Source organism: Pantoea sp. X-Soil-OKNW-713 (assembly GCF_059730685.1).
This window is the reverse complement of record NZ_AP035995.1, coordinates 1,695,505-1,720,049: the sequence shown is the minus strand read 5'-3', so window position 1 is coordinate 1,720,049 and position 24,545 is coordinate 1,695,505. Positions and strand designations below refer to the sequence as shown.

Below are 24,545 nucleotides of genomic sequence, written 5' to 3'. Positions count from 1 at the left end.
TCAGGGTCAGGTTTAGCACAGGTGACAGGAAACTGAACCAGGATAAGGACTAATACGCTATGATCGCGCCAGGAGGATGTTATGAGAGATGAAAACGCGCTTTTTGCTCGTCTGGCACAATCGACCTTTCGCAGTCGCTTTCACCTGGGGCCAAAGGAGCGGCAATATTGCCTGGATAAAGGGCCGGAGATTATCGGCCAGCATGCGGCGGATTTTATTGCGCGTCGCCTGGCGGATGCTGAGCCACAAAACGACGGGAAACAGACGCCAATGCGAGGTCATCCGGTGTTTATCGCCCAACACGCGACTGCAACCTGCTGTCGAGGGTGTCTGGCAAAATGGCATGGTATTGCGGCACATCAGCCGCTATCGACAGACCAGCAGCAATACATCGTACGCGTTATCCACCGCTGGTTGTCAGGAGAAATGAATCGCTAAGGACTACTCTTCGGCGGCCACTTCAGCCGCCACTAACATCAACGCCAGGCCGGCATCATCAGGATTAAATTGTTGCATGGTTGCGCGAATTGCCGCGACACAGTTCATCACCTGCTGCTTTTGTTCGGCTTCAAGCTTATCAATCGCATGCTGAAGAATCATTAGACTGGCTTGTTCTTCTCTCATTCATTCCCCCCGGTTAGGCTGGTCCATCGCGCAAGAGTGGCAAGAATAACGTTTATCTGCTAGCAAAGTCACCCCCTTAACATTCTCATCGCTTAACGATTACGCAAATAGCAAATGGGAAGCGGCGCCAGACCTGCTATGATCAGCATATCGTGGTCATTCAAGAGAGTTTTCGTGCCACGGCAAACCAGGGATCGAACCAGGAACAGGACCATGTTGCGAACTACCGTTGTACTCACCTTATTGTTACTGGCAGGCTGTAGTTCTGCCCCAAAAGGGGTAGATTGTCCCGGACAAGTCGCTACCATTTATGGTCAGGCGATGGGCAACACCGAAGCACGTATTTTCGACCTGGTTAGCGCCTTCTCCGTCAGCAAAGATGGCGTCATGGTAAAAAGTGGCCCCCTCCACTCAAACGATCGCTTTCAGTACGTCCCTTCGGCGGTGACCCGCGAGGGCTATTACGCCCAGCGTTTGTCGGATAAACAGTTCCGCCTGATTAATCCGTATCAAAACACCATGATCACCTGGACATGCCCGTAAGCCGTGTTTATTGTCAGAAATCGTCAAGCTGAGAGACTGGGTCATGGAAAAGAGTCTGGATAATAACGGCTATATCGAATTTCCCTTCCCCGCGACCGCCAATGCGGATGGTTCAGTCAACCCCTGTGGCATTGATCTCACCCTGGAGACTGACCGCATTGAAGAGATTGCGGTGTGTCAGCACTCCGCCAATCTCCGGCGTTTGCTGGAAGAAGTGAATTTACAGGACGGCCTGTTTATGACGCTGGCCTGTGACTGGCAGCAGCGTGACGATGGGGTGTGCGGTTTTATTGATGTGGCTTTCCGCCCCCTCTACTCGGCCAGCAGCAAGGACGAGGCACTCGCTCTCGACCAGGCCTTTGAAATCTATCTCTCCCGCCAGGAGAAGCAACACAATATGGCCGGTGGCGCATTGGTTAATTATGCGCGCGCAGTGCTTGACTGGAGCTGGTCACCCCTGCATCAACGCCATCTGCACTATGAAAAAGTCACCCTACGCTACTACTGCCAGCAGGCGGAAGATGCCGAATGGTGCTTTGATCATCTGCGTCATTTCCTCGTGAGCTGGTATCCGGCTTATCGCGGTACACGTTAATTTTCCCTTTCATTATTTTCCTCTGACAGGAGCCGCTATGCGACTTGTGGTACGCGTTGTAGTGCTGTTTTTTGCCGTATTTCTGCCTTCACTGGCCTTTGCTGATAACTGCTGGCAAACCCGCGCCGGAATCGATATGGGATCCGGTACCACCAAAATTGCCGTGACTGAAGTGAATATCTGCCAGCATCAATTGGGCAAAGTGCTGTTTGAAGATCAGCGCCCGGTAGGTTACAACGATGCGCTGGCACGTTCCGGCAACAACCAACTGGATGAGGCGATCCAACAACAGGGATTGACTGCCTTGCAGCAATTAGTCACTCAGGCTCGGCGCTATCACCCGCAGCGTATCAGCGGTGTCGCCACTGCGGTGTTCCGTTCTGCCAGTAACGGCCAGGCGGTGATTGACCGTTTTAATCAGCAAGCGGGTGTACAACTCAAAATCATCAGCCAGCAGCAGGAAGCCGAACTGGGATTCCGTTCCGCTAAAGCAGCACTGCATGACCCGACATTACGCGATAACGACCTGCTGGTTTGGGACATCGGCGGCGGCTCGATGCAGATGACCGCCTGGCGTGACCAGTCAGGTAAGACGGTTTCGGACGTCTATCAAGGTAAACTCGCCTCGGTCACGCTGAAGAACTTTATCGTCGATGTATTAAAGAACCAGCCATCTGCCACCTCTCCTAATCCAATTGGCTCCTGGCGTCCTTCCGTGCTGCGCTTTGTCGAGTTTTACGCCCACAACGATGTCCCGCCGCAGATTAAACAAGATCTCGCTACGCGCCGGGTGATCGGGATCGGCGGCGTACACGGTTTCTCGATTAAGAATCAACTGAAAAGCAAAGATAATCGCTATGACCTGGCGACTCTGGAACAGGTAGCAAAACAGCAGGTATGGAAAGGTGACAGCGAACTCACGGGCGATTACCGCGCTACCGATGTCAGCAATTTGCTGTTGGTGGAAGGCTACATGCGCGCCCTTGGCATTAAGGATGTCACTGTCGTTAAAGCCAGCCTGATTCAGGGCGTCGTACTGGAATAAAAGACAGCCGGGCGTCGGTCTGACGCCCGGGCTCTCAGGACGGTTTTACCAGCCGGATAGCATGTTCCAGCATACGTTGTTCATCGCGTTCATCATGGGCGCGATGCTGACGAGTACGCTTTAGCAGGCTGGTGATCTCTTCCCTTTTGGTTTCGTGCCCGCACTCCGCCAGCACAATCACCGCATCACCAATTACCCGGCAAACTTCGTCGTAATCGTCTTCACTTAATATGTCACGTTTCATCGCCCCTCCTGACGTCAAATACCTTAACCAAGCCTGGTCAGGATTTCCTTATCCTGCAAACCCCGGTTGCTGCTCACGTATTCCCTGACTACGCTGAAATGGCAATTCACTATTATCAGGGAGTCATTTATGACTGGAAAAGCGGAAGCAAAATTGAATGAAGCCGCGGGTGCGGTGGAAGAAAAAGTGGGTGAAGTCACTGGATCACGCCGACATCGGTTCAAAGGTGCAGCACGGCGCTACCCGGCGCAAGCCAGCTATGTCGCCCAGGATGCTGCCGATTGTGTGATTAAAAGCGTACGCGAAAATCCGGTGACCGGAATAGCCATCGCCGCCAGTGTCGGTGTGGTGATCGGTTTCTTACTGGGGCGCAAGTAAGCGTTTGATTTGCGCATGGAGGCGCAAACTTAATTCAGTGAATGTAAGTTTATGTTTTAAAATATTCGGCTTTGCCTGAGTTCTCTTTAATTCCCTCCTTATTTCTATTGTTCACAGAGAATCCTCTCAACTTATTCCCTGAGCATTTTATTTATTATTTTCATCGAATTATACAATGGAGATGTTCAGTGAAGAAGTTATCAATTATTGCGATAGCGACGCTATCTGCAATTTATGGCAGCAATGTATTTGCAGTTGAAGTAACACCAGAAGAAAGCGGAAAAATCAGTGCCGATCTTCATGGCTCCGCAGGTGAAGTCAGCCGCCATCGTGGTGAGCGACTGAAAACCAAAATCCAGTGGAAAGCCTGGAGTAATGATATGGAAGGGCTGCATCCGCATAGCCCGAAGAACTATCAAGTCTATAAAGTTGAATACGCGAAGCCAGGTGACATTTATCCGTCATCGGGTAACAGCAATGAAATGATTCTCAAAGAGAACGAGAATGGTTTTGCCGCCAATCTGGAAAAGAACGTCCCTTTCCAACTGAACAGCAACAAGATTGTTGGGATGTATTATGATGAGTGGGCCTACTGGGAACGCTCGTTCTCGGCTGATTTAGTTCCGGCCAAAAACCTGACACATATTTTCTGGAGCTTCCTTGGCCTGTGTGATTTTGGTGCACAACGACCCGGCAATGTCACCCTGCCCAGCACCGGCAACACCGGCCTGGTAGCAGAAGGCAATGAACGCGGACAGAAAATCCTCAAAGGCATGTGCGGCCAGGGCAACCTGCCGACAGAAAGCGGCGATACCAACTGGCAAGGCAACGATACCCCGGCTAAACAGCAGGGCGATTTCAATGTCACCCGCTACGATCCGCAAGCGTCTTATTATGGCCTGAAAGCGCTGGAAAGAATGAAAAAAGCGAATCCACAGCTGAACGTGATGGTCTCCATCGGCGGCTGGTCGATGAGTGCGCCGTTCCATGCGATGGTGGAAACCAAAGAAGGTCGCGATATCTTCGTTAACTCAGTGATGAACTTCCTCAGCGAAAATCCGTTCGTGGATGGTATTGACCTTGACTGGGAATTTGTCGGTTCTACCGGACCGTCAGCGATGGGCAATCTGGCCACCGATGGTTATCAGAAAGAAAAAGAACGCTATACCGCGCTGGTCAAAGAACTGCGTAAAGCGATGGATGCCAAATATAGCGGTGCACAGCGTAAGCAGTTAAGTGCGGCCGTCAGTGCATCACCGGCAAAACTCGCCGCGATCGACTTTAACAGCCTGAAAGATGATTTTGATTTCATCAATATCATGACCTACGACATGTACGGTGCCTTCGCCCGTAACCCGGGTCACCAGGCTGCCGTCTATGCCAAACCGATCGCCGGGACATATTACCAGCAGGGTGGTCAGGATAAAGTCAAAGACGAAGCCGGTAACATCATCATTGATGGCCAGGGCAACGATATGACCGGCGAGCAAACGCAGCGCGGATTCAGCACCGAAGGCGCAGTGAAAGCCATTCTGGATAACAACCCGGACTTCCCATCAGAGAAACTGGTGGTGGGTGCAGCGGCTTACAGCCGTGGCTGGCATAGCGTCAGTGTGAAACAGGAACACGATAAACTGTTCTGGCATGGTATCGCCAACGGTGAAGAAGTGAGTCGTAAAGGGCTTGGCAGCAACGGTTCCTATGAGCATGGCGTGACCGATTATCGTGAGCTGTACGATAACATCATCAGCAAGAAACAGGACGTTTACTACGATAAACAGGCTGAAGCCGCGTATATCTGGAAACCCATCGCTAATGTCAATGGTAACCCAACCGCACAGGTTGAAACCTTCGATTCCCAACGTTCCGTGATTGCGAAAGGCGACCTGGTGAAGAAATACAAACTGGGTGGCATGTTTGCCTGGGCGGCAAGTAATGACAATGGTTTGATTCTGAACAGTATGAACGCCGCAGTATGTAACAAGCAGGCTAATGGCAGCTACTACAACTTCAGCGAAGATTATAACGGCGTTGTGGATACCAAAGTCATTGATTCACAGAATGGCGTACCGACCAAAGTGGACGAGAGCATGTCCGGTCCCGTCGCGTACAACTTCAACGGTCAGAACTATTGCAACTCAAGCACCCCAGAAGTACCGGAAACTCCGGAAAGCCAGGCACCTACCGTTACACTGGATAAAACCAGCATCAATGTGGTGGGCACCAGTGACTATGGCTTTGGCTACCCGGTAATTGCTGGCAGCAACCAGGATTCTGTGACCTGGAAATGGGAACGCATTGAGGGCAACAGCGATATTTATCTGAAGTCTTACGATAAAGCGTCAGCTGAAATCGTCGTACCGAAAAATCTGTTTGATGTCTCTGCGAAATTCCGTGTAACCGCAACCAATGGCGACAAAAAATCTGGCGAAGCTTTTGTCACCGTGAATGTTGTAAAACCTGCCGTTTCCATTAGTGGTTCGAACACTATGGCCTCAGCAAATCCGGTTAAACTGGAAGCCGAAGCTAACTTTGATCAGGTGACTTATGCATGGACGCTGAAGCAAGGTGCACAAGTCGTTGTCAATGGTATCGATCAGAACGGACAGATCAAAGCGGGTCTGGCTGCGGGAGATTATATTGCTGAAGTGACAGCCAGCAGTGTGAAAGGTGCGCGTTCTGCCACTCAAACACACGCGGTGAAAGTGACTCAGGAAGTGCAGAATAACGATCAGGCATTTATCAATGGCATGAAGTTAGGTCTGCAATTCAAAGACGAAGGCAACAGATACTTCATTACAGGTACAGTGGCATCTTCTCAGACACCAACCAGCAAACCGAATTACTCATGGTCGCCAATGGGTGGTACTCAGGAAAGCACCAACGGACTGTCTTATTTCACCTTCTCAGTGGAAAAAACCAGCAGTTCTCAGCTGATGAATCTGAAGGTGGACGTCACCGCAGGTAAAGAGACGCGTCAGTTGATGGAAAACTTTACGGTTCCGGCGTTATCGGGTTCCGCAGGTTATCCAGCCTGGGCTTATGGCAACAACTACAAAGCCGGTGATGTGGTGACCCACAAAGGTAAAGTGTTTGAGTGCGTGGTAGCAGGCTGGTGTAGCCAGACGGGACAATGGTCTCAGCTGCATTATGAGCCAGAAGTCGGTATCAGCTGGACTCAGGCGTGGAAATACCACAAATAATTAAGCAGCAACTCGCTTAATGATGACCTAAGCTGCGGTAGCGTCTACCGCAGCTTTTTTATTGGTGGTACCCCACCTCATCCCGCCGTTCCTGGATGTGTTCATCCGGCGTTTCCGCCACATCCGCTATGCCACTGTTACCGGCATCAAGGTGGCGCCCACTGTATGAATGCATATGGGGCAGCCCTGGTAACGGTTGCGCGCATGACCCAAACGACAGCAGCAGAAAAAACCAAGCGGCCAGCGGCATCTTCCTCATCATCAACTCACCTGCACAATGATCCAAAAGTGCGACCAGCGTGCCTGAACCGATGCAAATTAATGTCAGCGCCACGCAAAGCTACGTGGGCAGCATTGAGCAGATGCGAACAATTATGCCTGTGATTTACGTGCCTTATAGCGCGCCACCATGGTTATCAAGGCCTGGTAGATCAAGCCTGCATACAGGCTCATGACTACCGCCATGCCAGGTTCTTTGCCTTGACTCTGCCAGGAGACGAACCACATAAAAATGCCCCATAGCAGCGAAAACAGCAGCCAGCCTTTAACAAATTTCATCACGCCCTGCATCGTACCCTCCTTTAGATGAGCGCTGACGATAGCGGTTTGTACGCGAGATGACACGAAATGTTGTCTGTGTATGTTAACTGGCTCAAAATTTTGCGGATGGATCGTGGTGGCGCGATTTGTTGCATCGCCAGAGAAGGGGTAATGCCCCACCCGGCGCTTATCTCCGGCACTCGCAATGGCTTAGCTCTTGAAGGGGCATAAGAATCATCTCAAAAATCCGCGCTAAAAACTTAACTTTTATTGCCATGCTTATTATTAGCTAAATAATTATCACTTTAATCAAAAGTGCGCGCGTTCTGTCAGCGGCTCACCATGAAATGGGGACTGGATTAATTAATCAACTTTTTGCGACGGGCATCCATGAAAGACAGTTTATCGCCTTGACCATTGCACGGCACGGCATGCCAGTAAAGGCGCACATAGCCGCCCTGGTGCTTCTGCTTACAGCTCTCCGCCACTTCATACGCTAACCGGGAGGCGTTAAACAGGTTCAGATAATGATCGCTTTTAAGGTCATCTATCACGGCCTGCTTGAGATAGGCGTTTATTCGACTGTCGCGCATCATCGACACGAAATCACGAACAGCCGTGTAGGCAAGGTTCCGGCATTGCAGACGTATTTTGCCCTGGCTGTACCTTTCGCAATTCGAAATGTCTGTTTCTACTGAGCTGAAAAGGAGTGAAACCGGAAACTCCGCGGGAGTCATGACTTTTGCCTCGGCCGGATTTCTTTTCGCTGAGAGTTTGATCATGGGATTCAATGTCATTATCTCTCGGGAAACTGGCTCAAGTTCGGTCGACAGCTTACTCAAATCAGCGCTTTCCAGCGGCACATAGGGATCATCGTTCTTGAGTAAGGGACCTGACGGCTGTTTAGATTTCAGTACCGTCTCCGTTGAACCGTGTCCGGTGCAACTTGATAAAACAAAAGCAAAAATCAGTAAAACCCAACATTTCAAAACAGCATACCTACGCAACAACTCAAAGAGGGCCAAGAGGGTAACGCATCTGCACCCTGAAGATCAGCATTCCGTGACGGTGTTTTGTAACAAAAGTATTGTGTGTTTGAGTGACAGGCTCAGGAGCAGCCAATTGCTGACATTTTCATGGTCTCTCACCTCCGTGGTTACGGTCGGTGCTGTCTGTAGTATCAAAGAATAGTTACCTCAGCGTTGCTTATGTACGGCACTCACACTGGCTTAGTTATTGAAAGGATAAAAATGAACAAGAGCGCACATATGCGCCCTCTGATATTGAAAACCCCGACGCGCACCAGCAATTAATTACTCGGCTCGTCAACCACAGGGGCTTATGAATTACGGAAGAAAGCTTAAGCTTTCTTCGTTTGGCTCTTAACACTTACAACATTAATGATGTTTTTAGAAATTGTGATTAAGAGAACAATCACGCACATTAATTGAAAAAATAGATTTTTAACAGTAATAAATATCATCAATAAAATCTCATTAAAGCCAAGCCAATTCTAAATTTGAAAGCTATAGTTAGGTCTCACTTGGGATGGTCATTACAGGCATCACCCATGATGATTTAAGCCAATCTAACTGATAATGATTACCGCCTGATTTCGCGCTACCTCATAAGGGTTATAATATGATTCAATCAGCAAGTAGCATTCAGAAACGCAGCGATGAGAAGCGTGGATTTAAACCTAAAACCTATAAGCTCTCTTTGACTGCCATTGAGAAGATAGAGTTACTGGCCCGGGAGAAGGGCGTTTCCCAAGGGACAATCATTGCCGATGCAATAATGAACTATGATGGGTCACAAAAAAGTTAAGCCACGAAATTATTTAATTCAAAACTAAAACACCCGTTCAGGAACTATTTCGGCCATTAAAGAGTGTTGAAACCATATATATCACACTCACAACGAAATTGCGGACCGCGATAGCGATTTTCAAAACTTTTCTGGCTCGACTCCTACATTCATATCCAGTCCAACGTATCAACACCCGTGACATGTCGCGCCCTCGATAGCAAATAACCCCGTCATTTGGCAGGGTTCCGCTGTTTTAGCTGCATGTCTAAGTGACCACTCGTAACTGGCTTCAACAGTTTTTGCGTAACGCAGGAGAATTATTTACTATTAATTAGAAATTTTTGAGTATGGCATTGAACGTGGCACCGCCATACATACGACAACCGACGGAGAATGGATGCATGGCACGTAATTTGGCCCCGGGCTATTGTATTGTCGAGCGACCTGGGTCACTTGATTATCAGGCCAGAGAACTGTTCAGAGATACCCGCACTCCAGCTGCCCAGATGTTCATGAGAATGAATGCTGATACACCCTGGTTAAAGCCCGGGCAGATATTGATTGTTGCCGATCCTGATACACCAGCACCAATGACTATGCAGGCGCTGTCAGCACTCAGGCAAGCCAAAACAAAAACAAACCAGGCTTTGAACGGAGTCAGCACCGAAGAAGCCAGTTTCATGCAGAAGTATTACGGAGTTATCGCGGGCCTGACAAATGCCGGAGACAAGATTTTCGGTACTGTAGGAGATGCAGGCGAAAAATACTATTCCTCTATAGAACAGACCCTGAAGAAAATCGAGGGCAGCTACCAAAATCAATTCCGCACACAAGGCACCCTTATAAGTCAGCAATTTTTTGTGGAGCGCAATCAGCTATTGAACCAACTGAAAGAACTGGTAAATAAACCCCTTCTCAAGTCTCTAAACCGTTATGCTCTTAAACTTCGGCCTTACGAAGATATGCGCAGAGCATTAAACCTTTCAAGCCGCTCGATCGTTCATGAGTGGTCAACTGTTGGTATCGGTGGAATACCGGGATACTCGAATTTTGTTGGTAATGCAGCCAAAGCAGCACGTTTCCTCAAATACGGTGGATTCATTGGGATTGGTTTTTCTTTTGCTAACACAGCAAATGAAGTGGTCAAGAGCTGCACTACAGGCCGTGAGAATGAATGCGAAAGAGTGGCATTCAAAAAATACACTTCGTTTACTGCTTCAACAGCCGGTGGCGTTGGTGGTGGTGCCCTGGGTTCTATTGTTGGTATTGGAATATGTACCGGAATCGGTATTGCAACAGCCGGTGTCGGTGGTGTCGCCTGTGCCGCAGTTGGTTCTGTTGCGGGAGGTTTGGCTGGAAGTTCCGCAGCTGACTTAATTATGGATTCTATATACAAACACCTGGACATCTGACAGCAAATGAAAATTTTTGTAATCGCCATTATCATTGTTGCCAGCCTGGCTTTTATCGCCTCAATCATCTGGTATGCAATCAACAGGCCCAAGTACTACGAATTATTGAATCGCTTCCAAAGAAAATATACGTTTCCTGCCCCGTACTCATTTAGCTGCATGGTAGGTTTTTTTGGCGCACCACTTATGGCTTACTTTTTCCTTCGACTAAAGAACAAAAAGAACATACTGTTTGTTGAGAAAGCCAGCGATGTATACACCTTTCCGGATAATGACACTATCAAATTAATGTCCTGGTTACCGGTCTTCAAAGGTTTATTAATAATTTGCACGGTTTGCTATTCCTTCCTCATGCTTCTTGCGGTTTTTCTGGAGGCAAAGGACAGATTATTCCCATAGTCTGCATGCTTTATCGTCGGGACAAACAGCCCACTAAGTGGGTTGTGGCATACTAATTTTAAAGCGAGTTGTCCATTTCCAGTTTTACATCAAACATCAACAGACAGCCTTCCACAATACCTTCTGCCATCATGAGTTTTATCCTGATCATTCCCTCAGTGACCTTTAGTTTCTTCACAAATGCATGCCGCACCAACAAAAACGGGAGCCATTGGCTCCCGTTTTGCACTCTACCCGCTAAGGCAGATTACATATTCGCGATAATCGCGTCGCCAAACTCTGAACATTTCAGCAGTTTAGCGCCTTCCATCAGACGTTCGAAGTCATAGGTCACGGTCTTGTTGGCGATTGCGCCTTCCATGCCTTTAACAATCAGGTCTGCGGCTTCGAACCACTCCAGATGACGCAGCATCATCTCAGCGGAGAGGATAACGGAACCTGGGTTCACTTTATCCTGACCCGCATATTTCGGTGCAGTACCGTGGGTCGCTTCGAACAGCGCACATTCGTCACCGATGTTGGCACCCGGTGCGATACCGATACCGCCAACCTGCGCCGCCAGGGCGTCAGAGATGTAGTCACCGTTCAGGTTCATACAGGCGATCACGTCGTACTCTGCCGGACGCAGCAGGATCTGTTGCAGGAAGGCGTCAGCGATCACGTCTTTCACGATGATCTCTTTGCCGGTGTTCGGGTTTTTGAACTTCATCCACGGACCGCCATCGATCAGTTCGCCGCCGAACTCTTCTTTCACCAGCTGGTAGCCCCAGTCTTTGAAAGAACCTTCGGTGAACTTCATGATGTTGCCTTTGTGCACCAGGGTCAGGGAGTCACGATCGTTAGTGATGGTGTATTCCACTGCGGCACGCACCAGACGTTTGGTGCCTTCTTCTGAACACGGCTTCACGCCGATGCCACACTGCTGCGGGAAGCGAATTTTCTTCACGCCCATCTCTTCACGCAGGAACTTGATCACTTTGTCCGCTTCCGGCGTACCGGCTTTCCACTCGATACCGGCATAGATATCTTCGGAGTTTTCACGGAAGATCACCATGTCGGTATCTTCAGGACGTTTTACCGGGCTCGGGGTGCCTTTGTAGTAGCGTACCGGACGCAGACATACGTAGAGGTCCAGCTCCTGACGCAGCGCAACGTTCAGAGAACGAATACCGCCACCAACCGGGGTAGTCAGCGGGCCTTTGATGGCAACGCGATATTCTTTGATTAAATCGAGGGTTTCCTGCGGCAGCCAGACGTCCTGGCCGTAGAGTTCTACTGATTTCTCACCGGTGTAAATTTCCATCCAGGAAATTTTTCGCTCGCCGTTGTAGGCTTTCTTCACAGCGGCATCAACCACTTTCAGCATCACAGGCGAAACGTCAACACCGATGCCGTCACCTTCAATGTAGGGGATGATCGGGTTATTAGGTACTACCAGTTTGCCCTGATCCAGGGTGATTTTCTGACCTTCCGCCGGAACAACTACTTTGCTTTCCATTAACCTCTCCTTCGAGCGATTTTTTGTTAATGATTTGTAAGATGCGCGTCAATACTACTTGAATATTTCCGCCGCGCCAATCACCGCAGTTTCGCGTTATAATGCGCTGATTGTCACCGACTGCAAAGCCCATGCGAAAAACTTCTCAACGAATTCACCAGGATAAACGATTCAGCGGCCCGGCACGTAAGCCTGTCCGCCGTGATACGCGGCCCAAAGGCCCGGTACGCGTCATACTCTTTAACAAACCTTTCGATGTTTTACCGCAATTTAGCGATGAGGACGGACGCCGGACGCTCAAGGATTTCGTGCCCGTGACCGACGTCTACGCCGCAGGCCGCCTCGATCGCGACAGCGAAGGGCTGATGGTGTTAACCAATGATGGCGCACTCCAGGCACGGTTGACACAGCCCGGTAAGCGAACCGGAAAAATCTATTTTGTGCAGGTGGAAGGCGAACCGCAGGAATCAGATTTATCCCGCCTGCGCACGGGCGTGACGCTGAATGATGGCCCCACCCTGCCTGCCGGTGTCGAGCGCGTCGCCGAGCCGGAATGGCTGTGGCCACGCCAGCCGCCGATTCGCGAACGCAAAGCTATCCCCACCAGTTGGCTGAAGATCACCTTATATGAAGGGCGAAACCGTCAGGTGCGACGCATGACGGCACACATTGGTTTCCCTACCCTGCGCCTGATTCGCTATGCCTTGGGGGAACATCAGCTGGATAATCTGGCACCGGGCGAATGGCGTGATATCAGCGCACAATTTTCAATAACTTCAGGTTAATAATCCGGGAGGATCGATGTTTAAACCTCATGTCACGGTGGCGTGTCTGGTGCAGGCGCAAGGTCAGTTGCTGGTGGTGGAAGAACAGGTCAATGGCCGCGCTACCTGGAATCAGCCCGCCGGTCATCTGGAAGCGGATGAAACCCTGTTGGAAGCGGTACAACGTGAGCTGTTTGAAGAGACCGGCATCACCGCCACGCCGGACTATTTCCTCGGTGTGCAGCAGTGGATCGCCCCGGATAATACGCCTTTTGTGCGGTTCCTGTTTGGCCTGGATCTGACAGAAACGGTCGCCACTACGCCACATGACGATGACATCGATTGCTGCTGGTGGCTGACGCCAGAGCAGATTATCAGCGCCGATAAGCTGCGTTCGCCGCTGGTGGCGGAAAGTGTGCGGCTGTGGCAACAGGGGGCACGCTATCCTCTGCAACTGGTTGCTCCGTTCCAGTGGCCGTTTCACGAGGGTGCGCACCCGGCTTCCGCGTGCTAGAATACGCCGCCTGTTTTTATCGTAATCAAGAGTGCGTCATGTCTGACAACAGCCAGAAAAAAGTGATCGTCGGTATGTCCGGCGGCGTCGATTCTTCCGTTTCCGCCTGGTTACTGCAACAGCAGGGCTATCAGGTCGAGGGCCTGTTCATGAAGAACTGGGAGGAAGACGACGGCGAGGAGTATTGCACTGCCGCTGACGACCTGGCTGATGCGCAGGCCGTATGTGACAAACTCGGTATCAAATTGCACAAAGTTAACTTTGCCGCCGAGTACTGGGACAATGTTTTTGAGCATTTCCTCGAAGAGTACAAAGCTGGTCGTACGCCGAACCCCGATATTCTCTGTAACAAAGAGATCAAATTTAAAGCGTTTCTCGAATTCGCCGCTGAAGATCTCGGTGCTGACTTTATCGCGACCGGCCACTACGTGCGTCGTCAGGATGTTGACGGCCAAAGCCGCCTGCTGCGCGGCCTCGACGGCAACAAAGATCAGAGTTACTTCCTGTACACCCTGAGCCATGAGCAGGTTGCGCAAAGCCTGTTCCCGGTGGGTGAGCTGGAAAAACCGGAAGTGCGTCGCATTGCCGAGCAGCTTGATCTGATAACCGCAAAGAAAAAAGATTCCACCGGCATCTGCTTTATTGGCGAACGCAAATTCCGCGATTTCCTTGGTCGCTATCTCCCGGCTCAACCGGGCGAGATTGAAACCGTTGACGGCGAAATCGTCGGTGAGCATCAGGGCCTGATGTACCACACCCTGGGCCAGCGCAAAGGATTGGGCATTGGTGGTCGTAAAGAAAGCAATGACGATCCCTGGTACGTGGTCGATAAAGACGTCGCCCGTAACCGTCTGATTGTGGCGCAGGGTGGTGATCATCCGCGTTTAATGTCCGTGGGGCTGATTGCCCAGCAGTTGCATTGGGTGGATCGTCAGCCGATTACCGCGCCGCTGCGTTGCACGGTGAAAACCCGTTACCGCCAGACCGATATCCCGTGCGAAATTATCCCGCACGGCGATGACCGTATTGAAGTGCGTTTTGATGAGCCGGTTGCGGCTGTCACGCCGGGCCAGTCTGCCGTGTTTTACCTCGGTGACGTTTGCCTGGGTGGCGGCATTATTGAACAGCGTCTGCCCTGGGCAGCGGCCTAAGGTCGGCGCTGCCGACGCGTATACAGGAGTAACCGTGGCTAAGAACTATTATGAGATAACGCTGGCACTGGCGGGCGTCTGCCAGGCTGCGCATCTGGTGCAGCAGCTGGCGCATCAGGGTACCTGTAATAATGACGCGCTGAGCGTGTCACTGCGCAGCCTGCTTGATCTCAATCCCGGCTCAACGCTGGCGGTGTATGGCAATGATGAGGCCAACCTGCGGCTCGGGCTGGAGACGCTAATGGCGGTGCTGAACAGCAGCAGCCGCCAGGGTGCCGGTGCAGAATTAACGCGTTACACCCTGAGCCTGATGGTACTGGAGCGCAAACTGCACGGGAACAAACAGGCATTGAACACCCTGGCCCAGCGCATCAGCCAGTTGGATCGCCAACTGGCGCACTATGAACTGGAATCCGACACCATCACCAGCGCGATGGCAGCGATTTATGTCGATGTGATTAGCCCGCTTGGCCCACGTATTCAGGTGACTGGCTCTCCACAGGTGCTGCAAAGCTCACAGATTCAGGGCCGCGTGCGCGCCGCGCTGCTGGCGGGTATCCGTTCTGCCGTATTATGGCAGCAGGTCGGTGGTGGCCGCCTGCAACTGATGTTCTCGCGTCAGCGTTTGCTGAGTGAGGCAAAAACCATTTTATCCCGGCTGGGAACGGCGTATTAAACGTCTTTCCGGCATTACGCTTTGTTAAACGATTCAGGAGTTGCACTGATGGAATTATCCTCTCTGACCGCCGTCTCACCTGTCGATGGTCGTTACGGCGATAAAGTCAGCCCGCTGCGCGCGATTTTCAGCGAATACGGTTTGCTGAAATTCCGCGTTGAGGTTGAAGTTCGCTGGTTACAGAAACTGGCCGCGACCGCAGAGATCAAGGAAGTTCCTGCATTTGATGCTGACGCAAACGCTTTCCTTGACGCTATCGTCGCCAATTTCAATGAAACTGACGCAGCGCGCATCAAAACCATCGAGCGCACCACCAACCACGACGTGAAAGCGGTGGAATACTTTCTGAAAGAGAAAGTGGCCGACGTCCCTGCCCTGCACGCGGTATCTGAGTTTATCCACTTCGCCTGTACTTCCGAAGATATCAACAACCTGTCGCACGCGCTGATGCTGGAAACCGCCCGCCGTGACGTGATTCTGCCGTACTGGAGCAAAATCATTGCCGCAGTGAAAGGCCTGGCGCAGGAATATCGCGACATTCCGCTGCTGTCGCGTACCCACGGCCAGCCTGCCACCCCGTCCACTATGGGTAAAGAGATGGCGAACGTCGCTTACCGTATGGAGCGTCAGCTGCGTCAATTGGGCAACATCGAAGTGCTGGGTAAAATCAATGGTGCGGTAGGTAACTACAACGCCCACATCGCTGCCTATCCGGAAGTGGACTGGCACCAGTTGAGCGAAGCCTTCGTTACCTCTCTGGGCATCACCTGGAACCCCTACACCACGCAGATTGAGCCGCACGACTACATTGCTGAAATGTTCGACTGCATCGCGCGTTTCAACACCATTCTGATCGACTTTGATCGCGATATCTGGGGCTACGTGGCGCTCAACCACTTCAAACAGAAAACTATCGCCGGTGAAATTGGTTCTTCGACCATGCCGCACAAAGTTAACCCGATCGACTTCGAAAACTCCGAAGGTAACCTCGGTCTGGCGAATGCGGTGATGCAACATCTGGCCAGCAAACTGCCGGTTTCGCGCTGGCAGCGTGATTTGACCGACTCCACCGTCCTGCGTAACCTGGGTGTTGGCGTGGGTTATGCGCTGATTGCCTACCAGGCGACGCTGAAAGGCATCTCTAAGCTGGAAGTGAACCGCGATCGTCTGCTTGACGAGCTGGATCACAACTGGGAAGTTCTGGCGGAGCCAATCCAGACGGTAATGCGTCGTTATGGCATCGAGAAGCCGTACGAGAAACTGAAAGAGCTGACGCGCGGTAAACGCGTGGATGCAGCCGGTATGCAGGCGTTTATCGATAGCCTGGAACTGCCGGAAGAAGAAAAAGTGCGTCTGAAACAGATGACGCCGGCAAACTACCTTGGCCGAGCGGTCCAGATGGTTGACGACCTGAAGTAATCGCCACCCACGCAGGCGCGCCACGGCTCGCCTGCGTTAATCTGCGGTTTAGCTGACCTGGCATATACTTTTCTCCATCAATGTGTTGAAAGTAAGGAAATGCTATGCGTGTTCTGGTTGTGGAAGATAATGCGCTGCTGCGTCATCATCTCGCCGTGCAATTGCGCGAAATGGGCCATCAGGTGGATGCCGCAGAAGATGCGAAAGAAGCCGATTATTTTCTCCAGGAGCATGTGCCGGATATTGCGCTGGTCGATCTCGGCCTGCCGGGCGAAGACGGTATGTCACTGATCCGCCGCTGGCGTGGTGATGCCATTCGCCAACCGATTCTGGTGCTGACTGCGCGTGAAGGCTGGCAGGCAAAAGTGGAGGCGCTGGAAGCCGGTGCCGACGACTATGTCACCAAACCTTTCCATATCGAAGAAGTGGCAGCACGTTTGCAGGCGCTGATGCGTCGTAACAGCGGCCATGCTTCCCAGATTATCTCGATGCCCCCGTTTCAGGTTGACCTCTCGCGTCGCGAGCTGACCATCAATGAAGAACAGGTCAAACTGACGGCGTTTGAATACACCATCGTGGAAACCCTGATCCGCAATGCCGGTAAAGTGGTCAGCAAAGATTCGCTGATGTTGCAGCTTTATCCCGACGCCGAACTGCGTGAAAGTCATACCATTGATGTGCTGATGGGGCGTCTGCGTAAAAAAATTCTCGCGCTCTATCCGACGGAAGTGATTAACACCGTACGCGGCCAGGGCTATCGCTTCGATCTCTGATAAATGAACTGGTTGCGTCGTCTGCGTCCCTTCTCACTGCGCGCCCGCTTTTTGCTGGCGACGGCAGCCATTGTGTTGTTTCTGTCGCTCTCCTACGGCATGGTTGCCGTGGTGGGTTATGTGGTGAGTTTTGATAAGAACACCTACCGCGTGATGCGAGGCGAGAGCAACCTGTTCTTTACCCTCGCCCAATGGCAGGACAACAAACTCACCATTGCTCAGCCTGAGCGCATGACGCTGAATTTCCCGACGCTGGTGTTTATCTACGATGAACACGGCAAATTGCTGTGGCAACAGCGCGATGTCCCGGAGATTCGCAAGAAAATTCAGCGCGAGTGGTTACTCAAACCAGATTTTTACGAAATTGATACCAGCAATCGTACCAGCCTGGCGGCGATGGGGAATAACCCGGTGGCGCAGAGGCAATTACACGCCTGGGATACCGACAGCAACGACACCTTTACCCACTCGGTTGCCGTCAATCGCTACGATGCCACCACCAACTTACCGGCGCTGACGATTGTGGTGGTCGATTCGATCCCGCAGGAACTGCAACATTCGGATGTAGTGTGGTCATGGTTTAGCTATGTGCTGGCCGCGAATCTGCTGCTGGTGATCCCGTTACTGTGGCTGGCCGCGCACTGGAGCCTGCGCCCCATTGGCGATCTCACTTCTCAGGTACGCGAGCTGGAAACCAGCCAGCGTGAAAACCTCGATGATAATCCTCCACAGGAACTGAAGAGCCTGGTTCGCAACCTGAATTTGCTGCTTTCCAACGAACGACAGCGTTATACGCGCTATCGCACCACACTGTCCGATCTCACCCACAGCCTGAAAACCCCGCTGGCGGTGTTGCAGAGTACGCTGCGTTCACTACGCAGCGGCAAAGAGCTGACGGTGGAACAAGCCGAACCGGTGATGCTGGAACAAATCAGCCGTATCTCGCAGCAAATTGGTTATTACCTGCATCGTGCCACCATGCAGGCCGACCATAACCCGTTGCAGCGCGACCTCCATTCCGTCTCCGCGTTGCTCGACAGCCTGTGCTCGGCGTTAAACAAGGTTTATCAACGCAAAGGGGTGGAAATCACCCTCGATATCTCCCCTGAACTGACCTTTATCGGTGATCAAAACGATTTCATGGAAGTGCTGGGCAACGTACTGGATAACGCCTGCAAATATTGCCTGGAGTTTATTGAGGTCACCGCACGCCAGACAGACAAAGCCCTGCATCTGTATATCGACGACGATGGTCCCGGCATTCCCGAAAGTAAGCGGGATTTAATCTTTGTACGCGGGCAGCGCGCCGATACGCTGCGTCCCGGCCAGGGCCTGGGTTTGGCGGTGGTGCGCGACATTCTGGAACAATATGCCGGTCAGGTTATCGCCACCACCAGCCCGCTGGGCGGCGCCCGTATGGAAGTCATCTTCCAACGTCAGGAAGTTGAACATCGTCGCGAGTAGAACGGCACGCGGGCTGTTATACTTGCAGGCATTCATGGCCCTAACCGGAACCCTTCTATGGATTATCAGCTCGATCTTAACTGGCCCGATTTTATTCAGCGCTACTGGCAAAAACGCCCGGTGGTGCTTAAACGTGGTTTTAAAAACTTTATTGACCCTATTTCTCCTGATGAGCTGGCCGGTCTGGCAATGGAAAACGAGGTGGATAGCCGCCTGGTGAGCCACAACAACGGCAAATGGCAGGTAAGCCACGGTCCGTTTGAAAGTTACGATCATCTCGGCGAAAACAACTGGTCGCTGCTGGTGCAGGCGGTGAACCACTGGCATGAGCCTTCTGCGGCGCTGATGCGTCCGTTCCGCTTCTTGCCCGACTGGCGCATTGACGATCTGATGATCTCCTTTGCCGTGCCGGGCGGCGGCGTAGGTCCCCATTTCGACCAGTATGATGTGTTTATTATTCAGGGCAGCGGACGTCGTCGCTGGCGCGTTGGCGAGAAAGTGCCGATGAAACAGCATTGCCCGCACCCGGACCTGCTCCAGGTGGAACCTTTTGATGCCATCATCGATGAAGAGATGGAACCGGGCGATATTCTCTATATTCCGCCGGGATTCCCGCACGAAGGTTACTCGCTGGAAAACGCGCTGAACTACTCGGTAGGCTTCCGTGCCCCCAGTGGCCGTGAACTGATCAGCGGTTTTGCCGACTATGTGCTGGCGCATGAGCTGGGCAGCTATCGTTATAGCGATCCCGATGTCCCAACGCGTGATTGTCCATCGCAAATCCTGCCGTCAGAAGTGGAAGGCATCCGTGCGGCGATGTTGGATGTGATCAATCAGCCGGAACAATTTAACCAGTGGTTTGGCGAATTTATTTCCCAGTCACGTCACGAACTGGATATCGCGCCACCTGAGCCACCATATCAGCCAGATGAGATCTACGATGCCCTGCAACAGGGGGACGCCCTGACCCGTCTTGGCGGTCTGCGTGTGTTGACGCTGGGTGATGTGGTGTTCGTTAATGGTGAAAGCGTGGCTTGTAGCCACCCGGAAGTGCTGGCGGCGCTGGCCAATCGTCAGGTGCTGACGCTGGAAGATTTTGGTACGGCGTTGGATGACCCGTCGCTGCTGGCGCAGCTCGCTGCACTGGTCAACAGTGGCTACTGGTTCTTCGCGGACTAACAACAGTATGCACTGAACCGTCACGGCGCGATAAACGCGCCGTGACGGACGTTATTTCTTCTCTGCCACCAGCGCTGCAAGGCGCACAATCACATCCACCGCCTGGGCCATCACGTTGAGTGAAGCAAACTCATGTTTGCCGTGATAGTTGTAGCCACCGGTAAACAGATTCGGGCACGGTAAACCTTTCCACGACAACGCTGAACCGTCAGTACCGCCACGAATCGGTTTCACGTTTGGCTCGATGCCGCAATCACGCATCGCCTGCAACGCCAGCTCGATAATATGCGGGTGTGGCTCGACCTTCTCCCGCATATTGCGATAGCTGTCGCTGATCTCGACTTTTACTGAACACTCGCCGTGTAATCCCTTGCTGACCCGACGGCCAATCTCTTCCAGCAGCTGTTTACGTTTCGCGTAGTTGTCGGCGTCAAAGTCACGGATGATGTATTGCATCTCGGCATGTTCTACCGTGCCTTTGATGTTGTGCAGATGATAGAAACCTTCATAACCTTCGGTAAACTGGGGTTTCTCCTGCGCCGGAACCTCAGCATGGAAACGCATCGCCAGCTCCAGCGCATTCACCATCACGCCTTTCGCGGTGCCGGGATGCACATTGTTACCGACGATTTTCACCACGGCTGACGCGGCATTAAAGTTCTCGAATTCGAATTCGCCGAGGTCGCTACCATCAACGGTATAAGCCCAGTCGGCGGCAAAATTCTCGATGTCGAAGTACGACGTACCACGACCAATCTCTTCATCCGGCGTAAAGGCGACACGAATCGCACCGTGCGGGATATCCCCTTTGGCAAGGCGCGCCATCGCCGTCATAATTTCCGCCACCCCGGCCTTGTCATCGGCACCCAGCAGGGTTTTACCGTCGGTGGTAACCAGCGTATGACCAATCAATTTATGCAATATCGGGAACATCACCGGCGAAAGAATTTCGTCCCCATTGCCGAGGGCAATATCCCCGCCACGGTAGTTCTCAATAATCTGCGGATTGACATTCTTCGCGGTGAAATCCGGCGAGGTGTCCATATGCGAGATAAAGCCAATCACCGGGGTCGGCCAGTCAACATTCGCCGGTAAGGTGCCCATCACGCAGCAATGGTCGCTTAAAGTCACATCAACAAAACCCAGAGCCAGCAGTTCTTCCTGTAACTGACGTGCCAGCGTCCACTGCCCTTCGCTGCTTGGCACCTGTCGTGCCTGCGGTTTTGATTGGGTTTCTACCGCCACATAACTGAGAAAGCGCTCAAGTAATTGATCCATCGGTCATCCCTCTAAAGAACCTGCATTATTATCATAGGTCGCTGGTGACGCGATGTTGCGTCAAATCATTATCCATCAGGTTAGTCCTGTCCTGATGATTTGCTTAATCATCAAATAAAGAAAGATGACTTCCCTGCCAGCGTGTGTCCGTACAGCATACTCCGATTTTTTTCAGACTTTTCAAGGTAATTCCTCGCTGAAACATGGCATTGGTGCTTTTTTCAGGTATTATCCCGCCCTTCATCACGGCAGGCCGTTACCAACGACTATGCTGTAATCAGATCATTTTCAGACTGAGTGACTAAAATGACGCAAACACGCGCGCAACAAGCGCTGGTTACGCTTTCTGGCATCAGTAAAGCTTTCGATGGTAAATCCATCATCTCCGACTTTCAGCTGACTATCCGCCACGGCGAATTTATCACCCTGCTGGGTCCCTCCGGCTGTGGCAAAACTACGATCCTGCGTCTGATTGCCGGGCTGGAAGAGGCCGATAACGGTCGCATCATCCTTGATGGCAACGATATCACCGACACGCCCGCCGAGCACCGCCATATCAACACCGTGTTTCAGAGCTATGCGCTGTTTCCGCATATGTCGGTATTTGAGAACGTGGCTTTTGGCCTGCGGATGCAGAAAACCCCGACGGATGAGATAACCCGGCGCGTCAACGAGGCGCTGGCGATGGTGCAGCTGGAAAGTTTTGCGCAGCGTCGCCCTCAGCAGCTCTCTGGCGGCCAACAGCAGCGCGTGGCAATCGCCCGTGCGGTGGTGAATCGGCCAAAAGTCCTGCTGCTTGACGAGTCGTTGTCAGCACTGGATTACAAACTGCGTAAGCAGATGCAAAACGAACTGAAAGCGTTGCAGCGTAAGCTGGGTATCACTTTTGTCTTTGTCACCCATGATCAGGAAGAAGCCCTGACCATGTCGGATCGCATCGTGGTGATGCGTGATGGACGGATTGAGCAGGATGGCACGCCCCGCGAGATTTATGAAGAACCCGCCAATCTGTTTGTCGCCCGATTTATCGGTGAAATCAACGTGTTTGATGCCGAGGTGTTGAACAGCGATAACGCACCCTGTGTTCGCGCGCGCGTGGAAGGTCGGGAATGTGAGATCCACTGCCCTTTCCCGGTCGTCGCGGGTGATAAATTGCATGTTCTGCTGCGCCCGGAAGATTTGCGTGTGGAAGAGATAGCCGACGACAGCCCCAGCGACCAGCTGATCGGCTATGTTCGCGAACGCAACTACAAAGGCATGACGCTGGAATCTACCGTCGAACTGGAAAACGGTAAGTTGCTGACGGTGAGTGAGTTCTTTAATGAGGACGATCCCGATTTTGACCACTCGCTAAACCAAAAAATGGCGGTGAGCTGGGTGCAAAGCTGGGAGGTGGTGCTGCCGTATGAAACTGATGCGTAATCGCCTGCAAAATTTTATTGTGGCAATGATTGTCGGCTGGCTGGCGCTGTTCGTATTGCTACCAAACCTGATGATCTTTATCACCAGCTTTCTGACGCGTGACGATGCGCATTTCGTCAGCATGGTGTTTACCCTCAGTAACTACAGCCGTCTGCTCGACCCGTTATATGCCGAGGTGCTGCTGCATTCGCTGAATATGGCGGTAATTGCCACCCTCTGCTGCCTGCTGCTGGGTTATCCCTTCGCCTGGTGCCTGACCAGGCTGTCGCCCCGCCTGCGGCCGCTGATGTTGTTTCTGCTGATCGTGCCGTTCTGGACCAACTCGTTGATCCGCATCTACGGCCTGAAAATTTTTCTCAGCACCCGCGGCTGGCTGAATGATTTTTTGTTGTGGCTCGGGGTGATCGATGAACCTTTTCGCATTATGTACACGCCGCAAGCGGTGATCCTTGGGCTGATTTATATCCTGCTGCCATTTATGGTGCTGCCGCTCTACTCCAGCCTGGAAAAACTGGACCGATCCTGTCTTGAGGCGGCGCGGGATCTCGGCGCGAATACGCTGCAACGCTTTATCCGCATCATTTTGCCGCTTACCATGCCGGGGATTGTTGCCGGTTGCCTGCTGGTGTTGATCCCGGCAATGGGTCTGTTCTACGTCTCCGATTTGATGGGTGGCGCCAGAAATCTGCTGATTGGTAACGTGATTAAAAGCCAGTTTCTCAACATCCGTGACTGGCCGTTTGGGGCCGCCACCAGCATCGTAATGACGCTGCTGATGGGGCTGATGCTGTTGTTTTACTGGCGCGCGGCGCGCCTGCTGAATAACAAAGTGGAGCTGCAATAATGGCACGCTGGTTACGCGGCAGCTTTATGGCCGTCATTTACGCCTGGTTTTATATTCCGATCATTATCCTGATCGTCAATTCGTTTAATGCGTCGCGCTTTGGCATCAACTGGCAGGGATTCAGTACCCAGTGGTACGGGTTGCTGATCAACAACGACAGTTTGCTCCAGGCGGCACAACATTCACTGCTGATGGGGGTGATCTCCGCCAGCTGCGCCACGATTATCGGTTCCCTGACGGCGGTCGCGCTGTATCGTTATCATTTTCGCGGCAAACCTTTCGTCAGCGGCATGTTGTTCGTGGTAATGATGTCACCCGACATTGTGATGGCGATTTCGCTGCTGGTGCTGTTTATGTTGCTGGGCATCTCACTCGGCTTCTGGTCGCTGTTGTTTTCGCATATCACCTTTTGCCTGCCGTTTGTCGTCATTACCGTGTATTCACGTCTGAAAGGGTTTGATGTGCGTATGCTGGAGGCCGCCAGGGATCTCGGTGCCAGTGAAATCATCATCCTGCGCAAGATTTTGCTGCCGCTGGCGCTGCCCGCGGTGGCTGCCGGGTGGCTGTTGAGCTTTACCCTGTCGATGGACGATGTGGTGGTTTCCTCCTTCGTCACCGGCCCAACGTTTGAAATTCTGCCGTTGAAAATTTACTCGATGGTGAAAGTCGGCGTCTCGCCCGAGGTGAACGCGCTGGCGACAATTTTGCTGCTACTGTCGCTGCTGTTGGTGGCAGCCAGTCAGCTGTTATTGCGCGATAAAACTAAATAGA

28 protein-coding genes are annotated in these 24,545 nt (G+C 52.1%); 20 read left to right on the top strand and 8 right to left on the bottom strand.

Annotation, left to right across the window (positions count from 1 at the left end):
- Window positions 1–81 precede the first annotated feature (81 nt).
- Window positions 82–438: a DUF4186 domain-containing protein gene (locus AC6I8R_RS07945; protein WP_497832093.1), complete on the top strand. Its 357-nt coding sequence runs from the start codon at window positions 82–84 to the stop codon at window positions 436–438.
- 3 nt (window positions 439–441) lie between these two features.
- Here AC6I8R_RS07945 and AC6I8R_RS07940 read toward each other — a convergent pair whose 3' ends face one another.
- Entirely contained in the window at window positions 442–624 is a 183-nt protein-coding gene (locus tag AC6I8R_RS07940; protein ID WP_036627398.1) for a hypothetical protein, read from the bottom strand.
- A gap of 213 nt (window positions 625–837) precedes the next feature.
- Here AC6I8R_RS07940 and AC6I8R_RS07935 point away from each other — a divergent pair, with 213 nt between their 5' ends.
- The 3 genes from AC6I8R_RS07935 to AC6I8R_RS07925 are packed head-to-tail and all read left to right on the top strand — an operon-like array spanning window position 838 to window position 2,807.
- Complete coding sequence (locus AC6I8R_RS07935; protein WP_021185652.1) at window positions 838–1,167, top strand: hypothetical protein; 330 nt, start codon at window positions 838–840, stop codon at window positions 1,165–1,167.
- A gap of 43 nt (window positions 1,168–1,210) precedes the next feature.
- Window positions 1,211–1,762 (top strand): hypothetical protein, encoded by a 552-nt coding sequence (locus tag AC6I8R_RS07930; protein WP_021185651.1) that lies wholly within the window; start codon window positions 1,211–1,213, stop codon window positions 1,760–1,762.
- A gap of 37 nt (window positions 1,763–1,799) precedes the next feature.
- Entirely contained in the window at window positions 1,800–2,807 is a 1,008-nt protein-coding gene (locus AC6I8R_RS07925) for a Ppx/GppA phosphatase family protein (RefSeq protein ID WP_497832092.1), read from the top strand.
- Window positions 2,808–2,841: 34 nt separating this feature from the next.
- Here AC6I8R_RS07925 and AC6I8R_RS07920 read toward each other — a convergent pair whose 3' ends face one another.
- Window positions 2,842–3,051: a DUF2767 family protein gene (locus tag AC6I8R_RS07920; RefSeq protein ID WP_415175158.1), complete on the bottom strand. Its 210-nt coding sequence runs from the start codon at window positions 3,049–3,051 to the stop codon at window positions 2,842–2,844.
- A 129-nt stretch (window positions 3,052–3,180) separates the two neighbouring features.
- Between AC6I8R_RS07920 and AC6I8R_RS07915 the strand changes: the two genes are divergently transcribed.
- Window positions 3,181–3,429: an ElaB/YgaM/YqjD family protein gene (locus AC6I8R_RS07915; RefSeq protein WP_021185648.1), complete on the top strand. Its 249-nt coding sequence runs from the start codon at window positions 3,181–3,183 to the stop codon at window positions 3,427–3,429.
- A gap of 188 nt (window positions 3,430–3,617) precedes the next feature.
- Window positions 3,618–6,632: a glycoside hydrolase family 18 protein gene (locus AC6I8R_RS07910; protein ID WP_497832091.1), complete on the top strand. Its 3,015-nt coding sequence runs from the start codon at window positions 3,618–3,620 to the stop codon at window positions 6,630–6,632.
- A gap of 58 nt (window positions 6,633–6,690) precedes the next feature.
- Here AC6I8R_RS07910 and AC6I8R_RS07905 read toward each other — a convergent pair whose 3' ends face one another.
- The 3 genes from AC6I8R_RS07905 to AC6I8R_RS07895 all read right to left on the bottom strand — a co-directional run bounded on the left by AC6I8R_RS07905 (window position 6,691) and on the right by AC6I8R_RS07895 (window position 8,161).
- Window positions 6,691–6,966, bottom strand: coding sequence for a hypothetical protein (locus AC6I8R_RS07905; protein ID WP_415175156.1), 276 nt, complete (start codon window positions 6,964–6,966; stop codon window positions 6,691–6,693).
- Between the two features lie 38 nt (window positions 6,967–7,004).
- Complete coding sequence (locus AC6I8R_RS07900) at window positions 7,005–7,202, bottom strand: DUF6404 family protein (protein ID WP_021185645.1); 198 nt, start codon at window positions 7,200–7,202, stop codon at window positions 7,005–7,007.
- Window positions 7,203–7,531: 329 nt separating this feature from the next.
- Window positions 7,532–8,161: a hypothetical protein gene (locus AC6I8R_RS07895; RefSeq protein WP_415175155.1), complete on the bottom strand. Its 630-nt coding sequence runs from the start codon at window positions 8,159–8,161 to the stop codon at window positions 7,532–7,534.
- A 652-nt stretch (window positions 8,162–8,813) separates the two neighbouring features.
- Here AC6I8R_RS07895 and AC6I8R_RS07890 point away from each other — a divergent pair.
- The 3 genes from AC6I8R_RS07890 to AC6I8R_RS07880 all read left to right on the top strand — a co-directional run bounded on the left by AC6I8R_RS07890 (window position 8,814) and on the right by AC6I8R_RS07880 (window position 10,792).
- Window positions 8,814–8,999: a ribbon-helix-helix protein, CopG family gene (locus AC6I8R_RS07890; RefSeq protein ID WP_208725265.1), complete on the top strand. Its 186-nt coding sequence runs from the start codon at window positions 8,814–8,816 to the stop codon at window positions 8,997–8,999.
- A 383-nt stretch (window positions 9,000–9,382) separates the two neighbouring features.
- On the top strand, window positions 9,383–10,393 hold the full coding sequence (locus AC6I8R_RS07885) for a hypothetical protein (RefSeq protein WP_497832090.1): 1,011 nt from the start codon (window positions 9,383–9,385) through the stop codon (window positions 10,391–10,393).
- Between the two features lie 6 nt (window positions 10,394–10,399).
- On the top strand, window positions 10,400–10,792 hold the full coding sequence (locus AC6I8R_RS07880; protein WP_497832089.1) for a hypothetical protein: 393 nt from the start codon (window positions 10,400–10,402) through the stop codon (window positions 10,790–10,792).
- 58 nt (window positions 10,793–10,850) lie between these two features.
- On the opposite strand, the gene AC6I8R_RS07875 is transcribed toward AC6I8R_RS07880, so the two are convergent.
- Together AC6I8R_RS07875 and icd are read right to left on the bottom strand one after the other, a co-directional pair.
- Window positions 10,851–10,970, bottom strand: a complete 120-nt coding sequence (locus tag AC6I8R_RS07875) for an antiterminator Q family protein (protein WP_497832088.1) — start codon at window positions 10,968–10,970, stop codon at window positions 10,851–10,853.
- Window positions 10,971–11,039: 69 nt separating this feature from the next.
- Window positions 11,040–12,290, bottom strand: coding sequence for an NADP-dependent isocitrate dehydrogenase (gene icd / locus AC6I8R_RS07870; RefSeq protein ID WP_013508701.1), 1,251 nt, complete (start codon window positions 12,288–12,290; stop codon window positions 11,040–11,042).
- 131 nt (window positions 12,291–12,421) lie between these two features.
- On the opposite strand from icd, the gene rluE reads away from it, so the two are divergent.
- The 8 genes from rluE (at window position 12,422) to AC6I8R_RS07830 (ending at window position 20,230) form a co-directional block, all read left to right on the top strand.
- Window positions 12,422–13,075, top strand: a complete 654-nt coding sequence (gene rluE, locus AC6I8R_RS07865; RefSeq protein WP_497832087.1) for a 23S rRNA pseudouridine(2457) synthase RluE — start codon at window positions 12,422–12,424, stop codon at window positions 13,073–13,075.
- Between the two features lie 16 nt (window positions 13,076–13,091).
- Window positions 13,092–13,568 (top strand): NUDIX domain-containing protein, encoded by a 477-nt coding sequence (locus AC6I8R_RS07860; RefSeq protein WP_415175151.1) that lies wholly within the window; start codon window positions 13,092–13,094, stop codon window positions 13,566–13,568.
- A 38-nt stretch (window positions 13,569–13,606) separates the two neighbouring features.
- Complete coding sequence (mnmA, locus tag AC6I8R_RS07855) at window positions 13,607–14,719, top strand: tRNA 2-thiouridine(34) synthase MnmA (RefSeq protein ID WP_415175150.1); 1,113 nt, start codon at window positions 13,607–13,609, stop codon at window positions 14,717–14,719.
- 34 nt (window positions 14,720–14,753) lie between these two features.
- Complete coding sequence (hflD, locus tag AC6I8R_RS07850; protein ID WP_013508697.1) at window positions 14,754–15,395, top strand: high frequency lysogenization protein HflD; 642 nt, start codon at window positions 14,754–14,756, stop codon at window positions 15,393–15,395.
- Between the two features lie 48 nt (window positions 15,396–15,443).
- Entirely contained in the window at window positions 15,444–16,814 is a 1,371-nt protein-coding gene (gene purB / locus AC6I8R_RS07845) for an adenylosuccinate lyase (RefSeq protein WP_021185639.1), read from the top strand.
- Between the two features lie 104 nt (window positions 16,815–16,918).
- Window positions 16,919–17,587 (top strand): two-component system response regulator PhoP, encoded by a 669-nt coding sequence (phoP, locus tag AC6I8R_RS07840; RefSeq protein ID WP_021185638.1) that lies wholly within the window; start codon window positions 16,919–16,921, stop codon window positions 17,585–17,587.
- Between the two features lie 3 nt (window positions 17,588–17,590).
- Window positions 17,591–19,051: a two-component system sensor histidine kinase PhoQ gene (phoQ, locus tag AC6I8R_RS07835; protein ID WP_021185637.1), complete on the top strand. Its 1,461-nt coding sequence runs from the start codon at window positions 17,591–17,593 to the stop codon at window positions 19,049–19,051.
- Between the two features lie 57 nt (window positions 19,052–19,108).
- A complete protein-coding gene (locus AC6I8R_RS07830; protein WP_497832086.1) occupies window positions 19,109–20,230 on the top strand; it encodes a ribosomal protein uL16 3-hydroxylase in 1,122 nt (373 codons plus the stop codon).
- A gap of 51 nt (window positions 20,231–20,281) precedes the next feature.
- Here the strand turns inward: AC6I8R_RS07830 and pepT are convergent, their stop codons facing one another.
- Window positions 20,282–21,508 carry a peptidase T gene (gene pepT / locus AC6I8R_RS07825; RefSeq protein WP_021185635.1) on the bottom strand — a complete coding sequence of 409 codons (1,227 nt, stop codon included), beginning with the start codon at window positions 21,506–21,508 and terminating at the stop codon, window positions 20,282–20,284.
- 306 nt (window positions 21,509–21,814) lie between these two features.
- Here pepT and potA point away from each other — a divergent pair, with 306 nt between their 5' ends.
- The 3 genes from potA to potC are packed head-to-tail and all read left to right on the top strand — an operon-like array spanning window position 21,815 to window position 24,544.
- Window positions 21,815–22,930 (top strand): spermidine/putrescine ABC transporter ATP-binding protein PotA, encoded by a 1,116-nt coding sequence (potA, locus tag AC6I8R_RS07820; RefSeq protein ID WP_415175148.1) that lies wholly within the window; start codon window positions 21,815–21,817, stop codon window positions 22,928–22,930.
- Window positions 22,923–23,774 carry a spermidine/putrescine ABC transporter permease PotB gene (potB, locus tag AC6I8R_RS07815; protein ID WP_497832744.1) on the top strand — a complete coding sequence of 284 codons (852 nt, stop codon included), beginning with the start codon at window positions 22,923–22,925 and terminating at the stop codon, window positions 23,772–23,774. Before potA ends, potB begins: the two co-directional genes overlap by 8 nt.
- Window positions 23,771–24,544, top strand: a complete 774-nt coding sequence (potC, locus tag AC6I8R_RS07810; protein WP_497832743.1) for a spermidine/putrescine ABC transporter permease PotC — start codon at window positions 23,771–23,773, stop codon at window positions 24,542–24,544. The genes potB and potC overlap by 4 nt, the downstream gene beginning before the upstream one ends.
- The last annotated feature ends 1 nt before the right edge of the window (window position 24,545 follow it).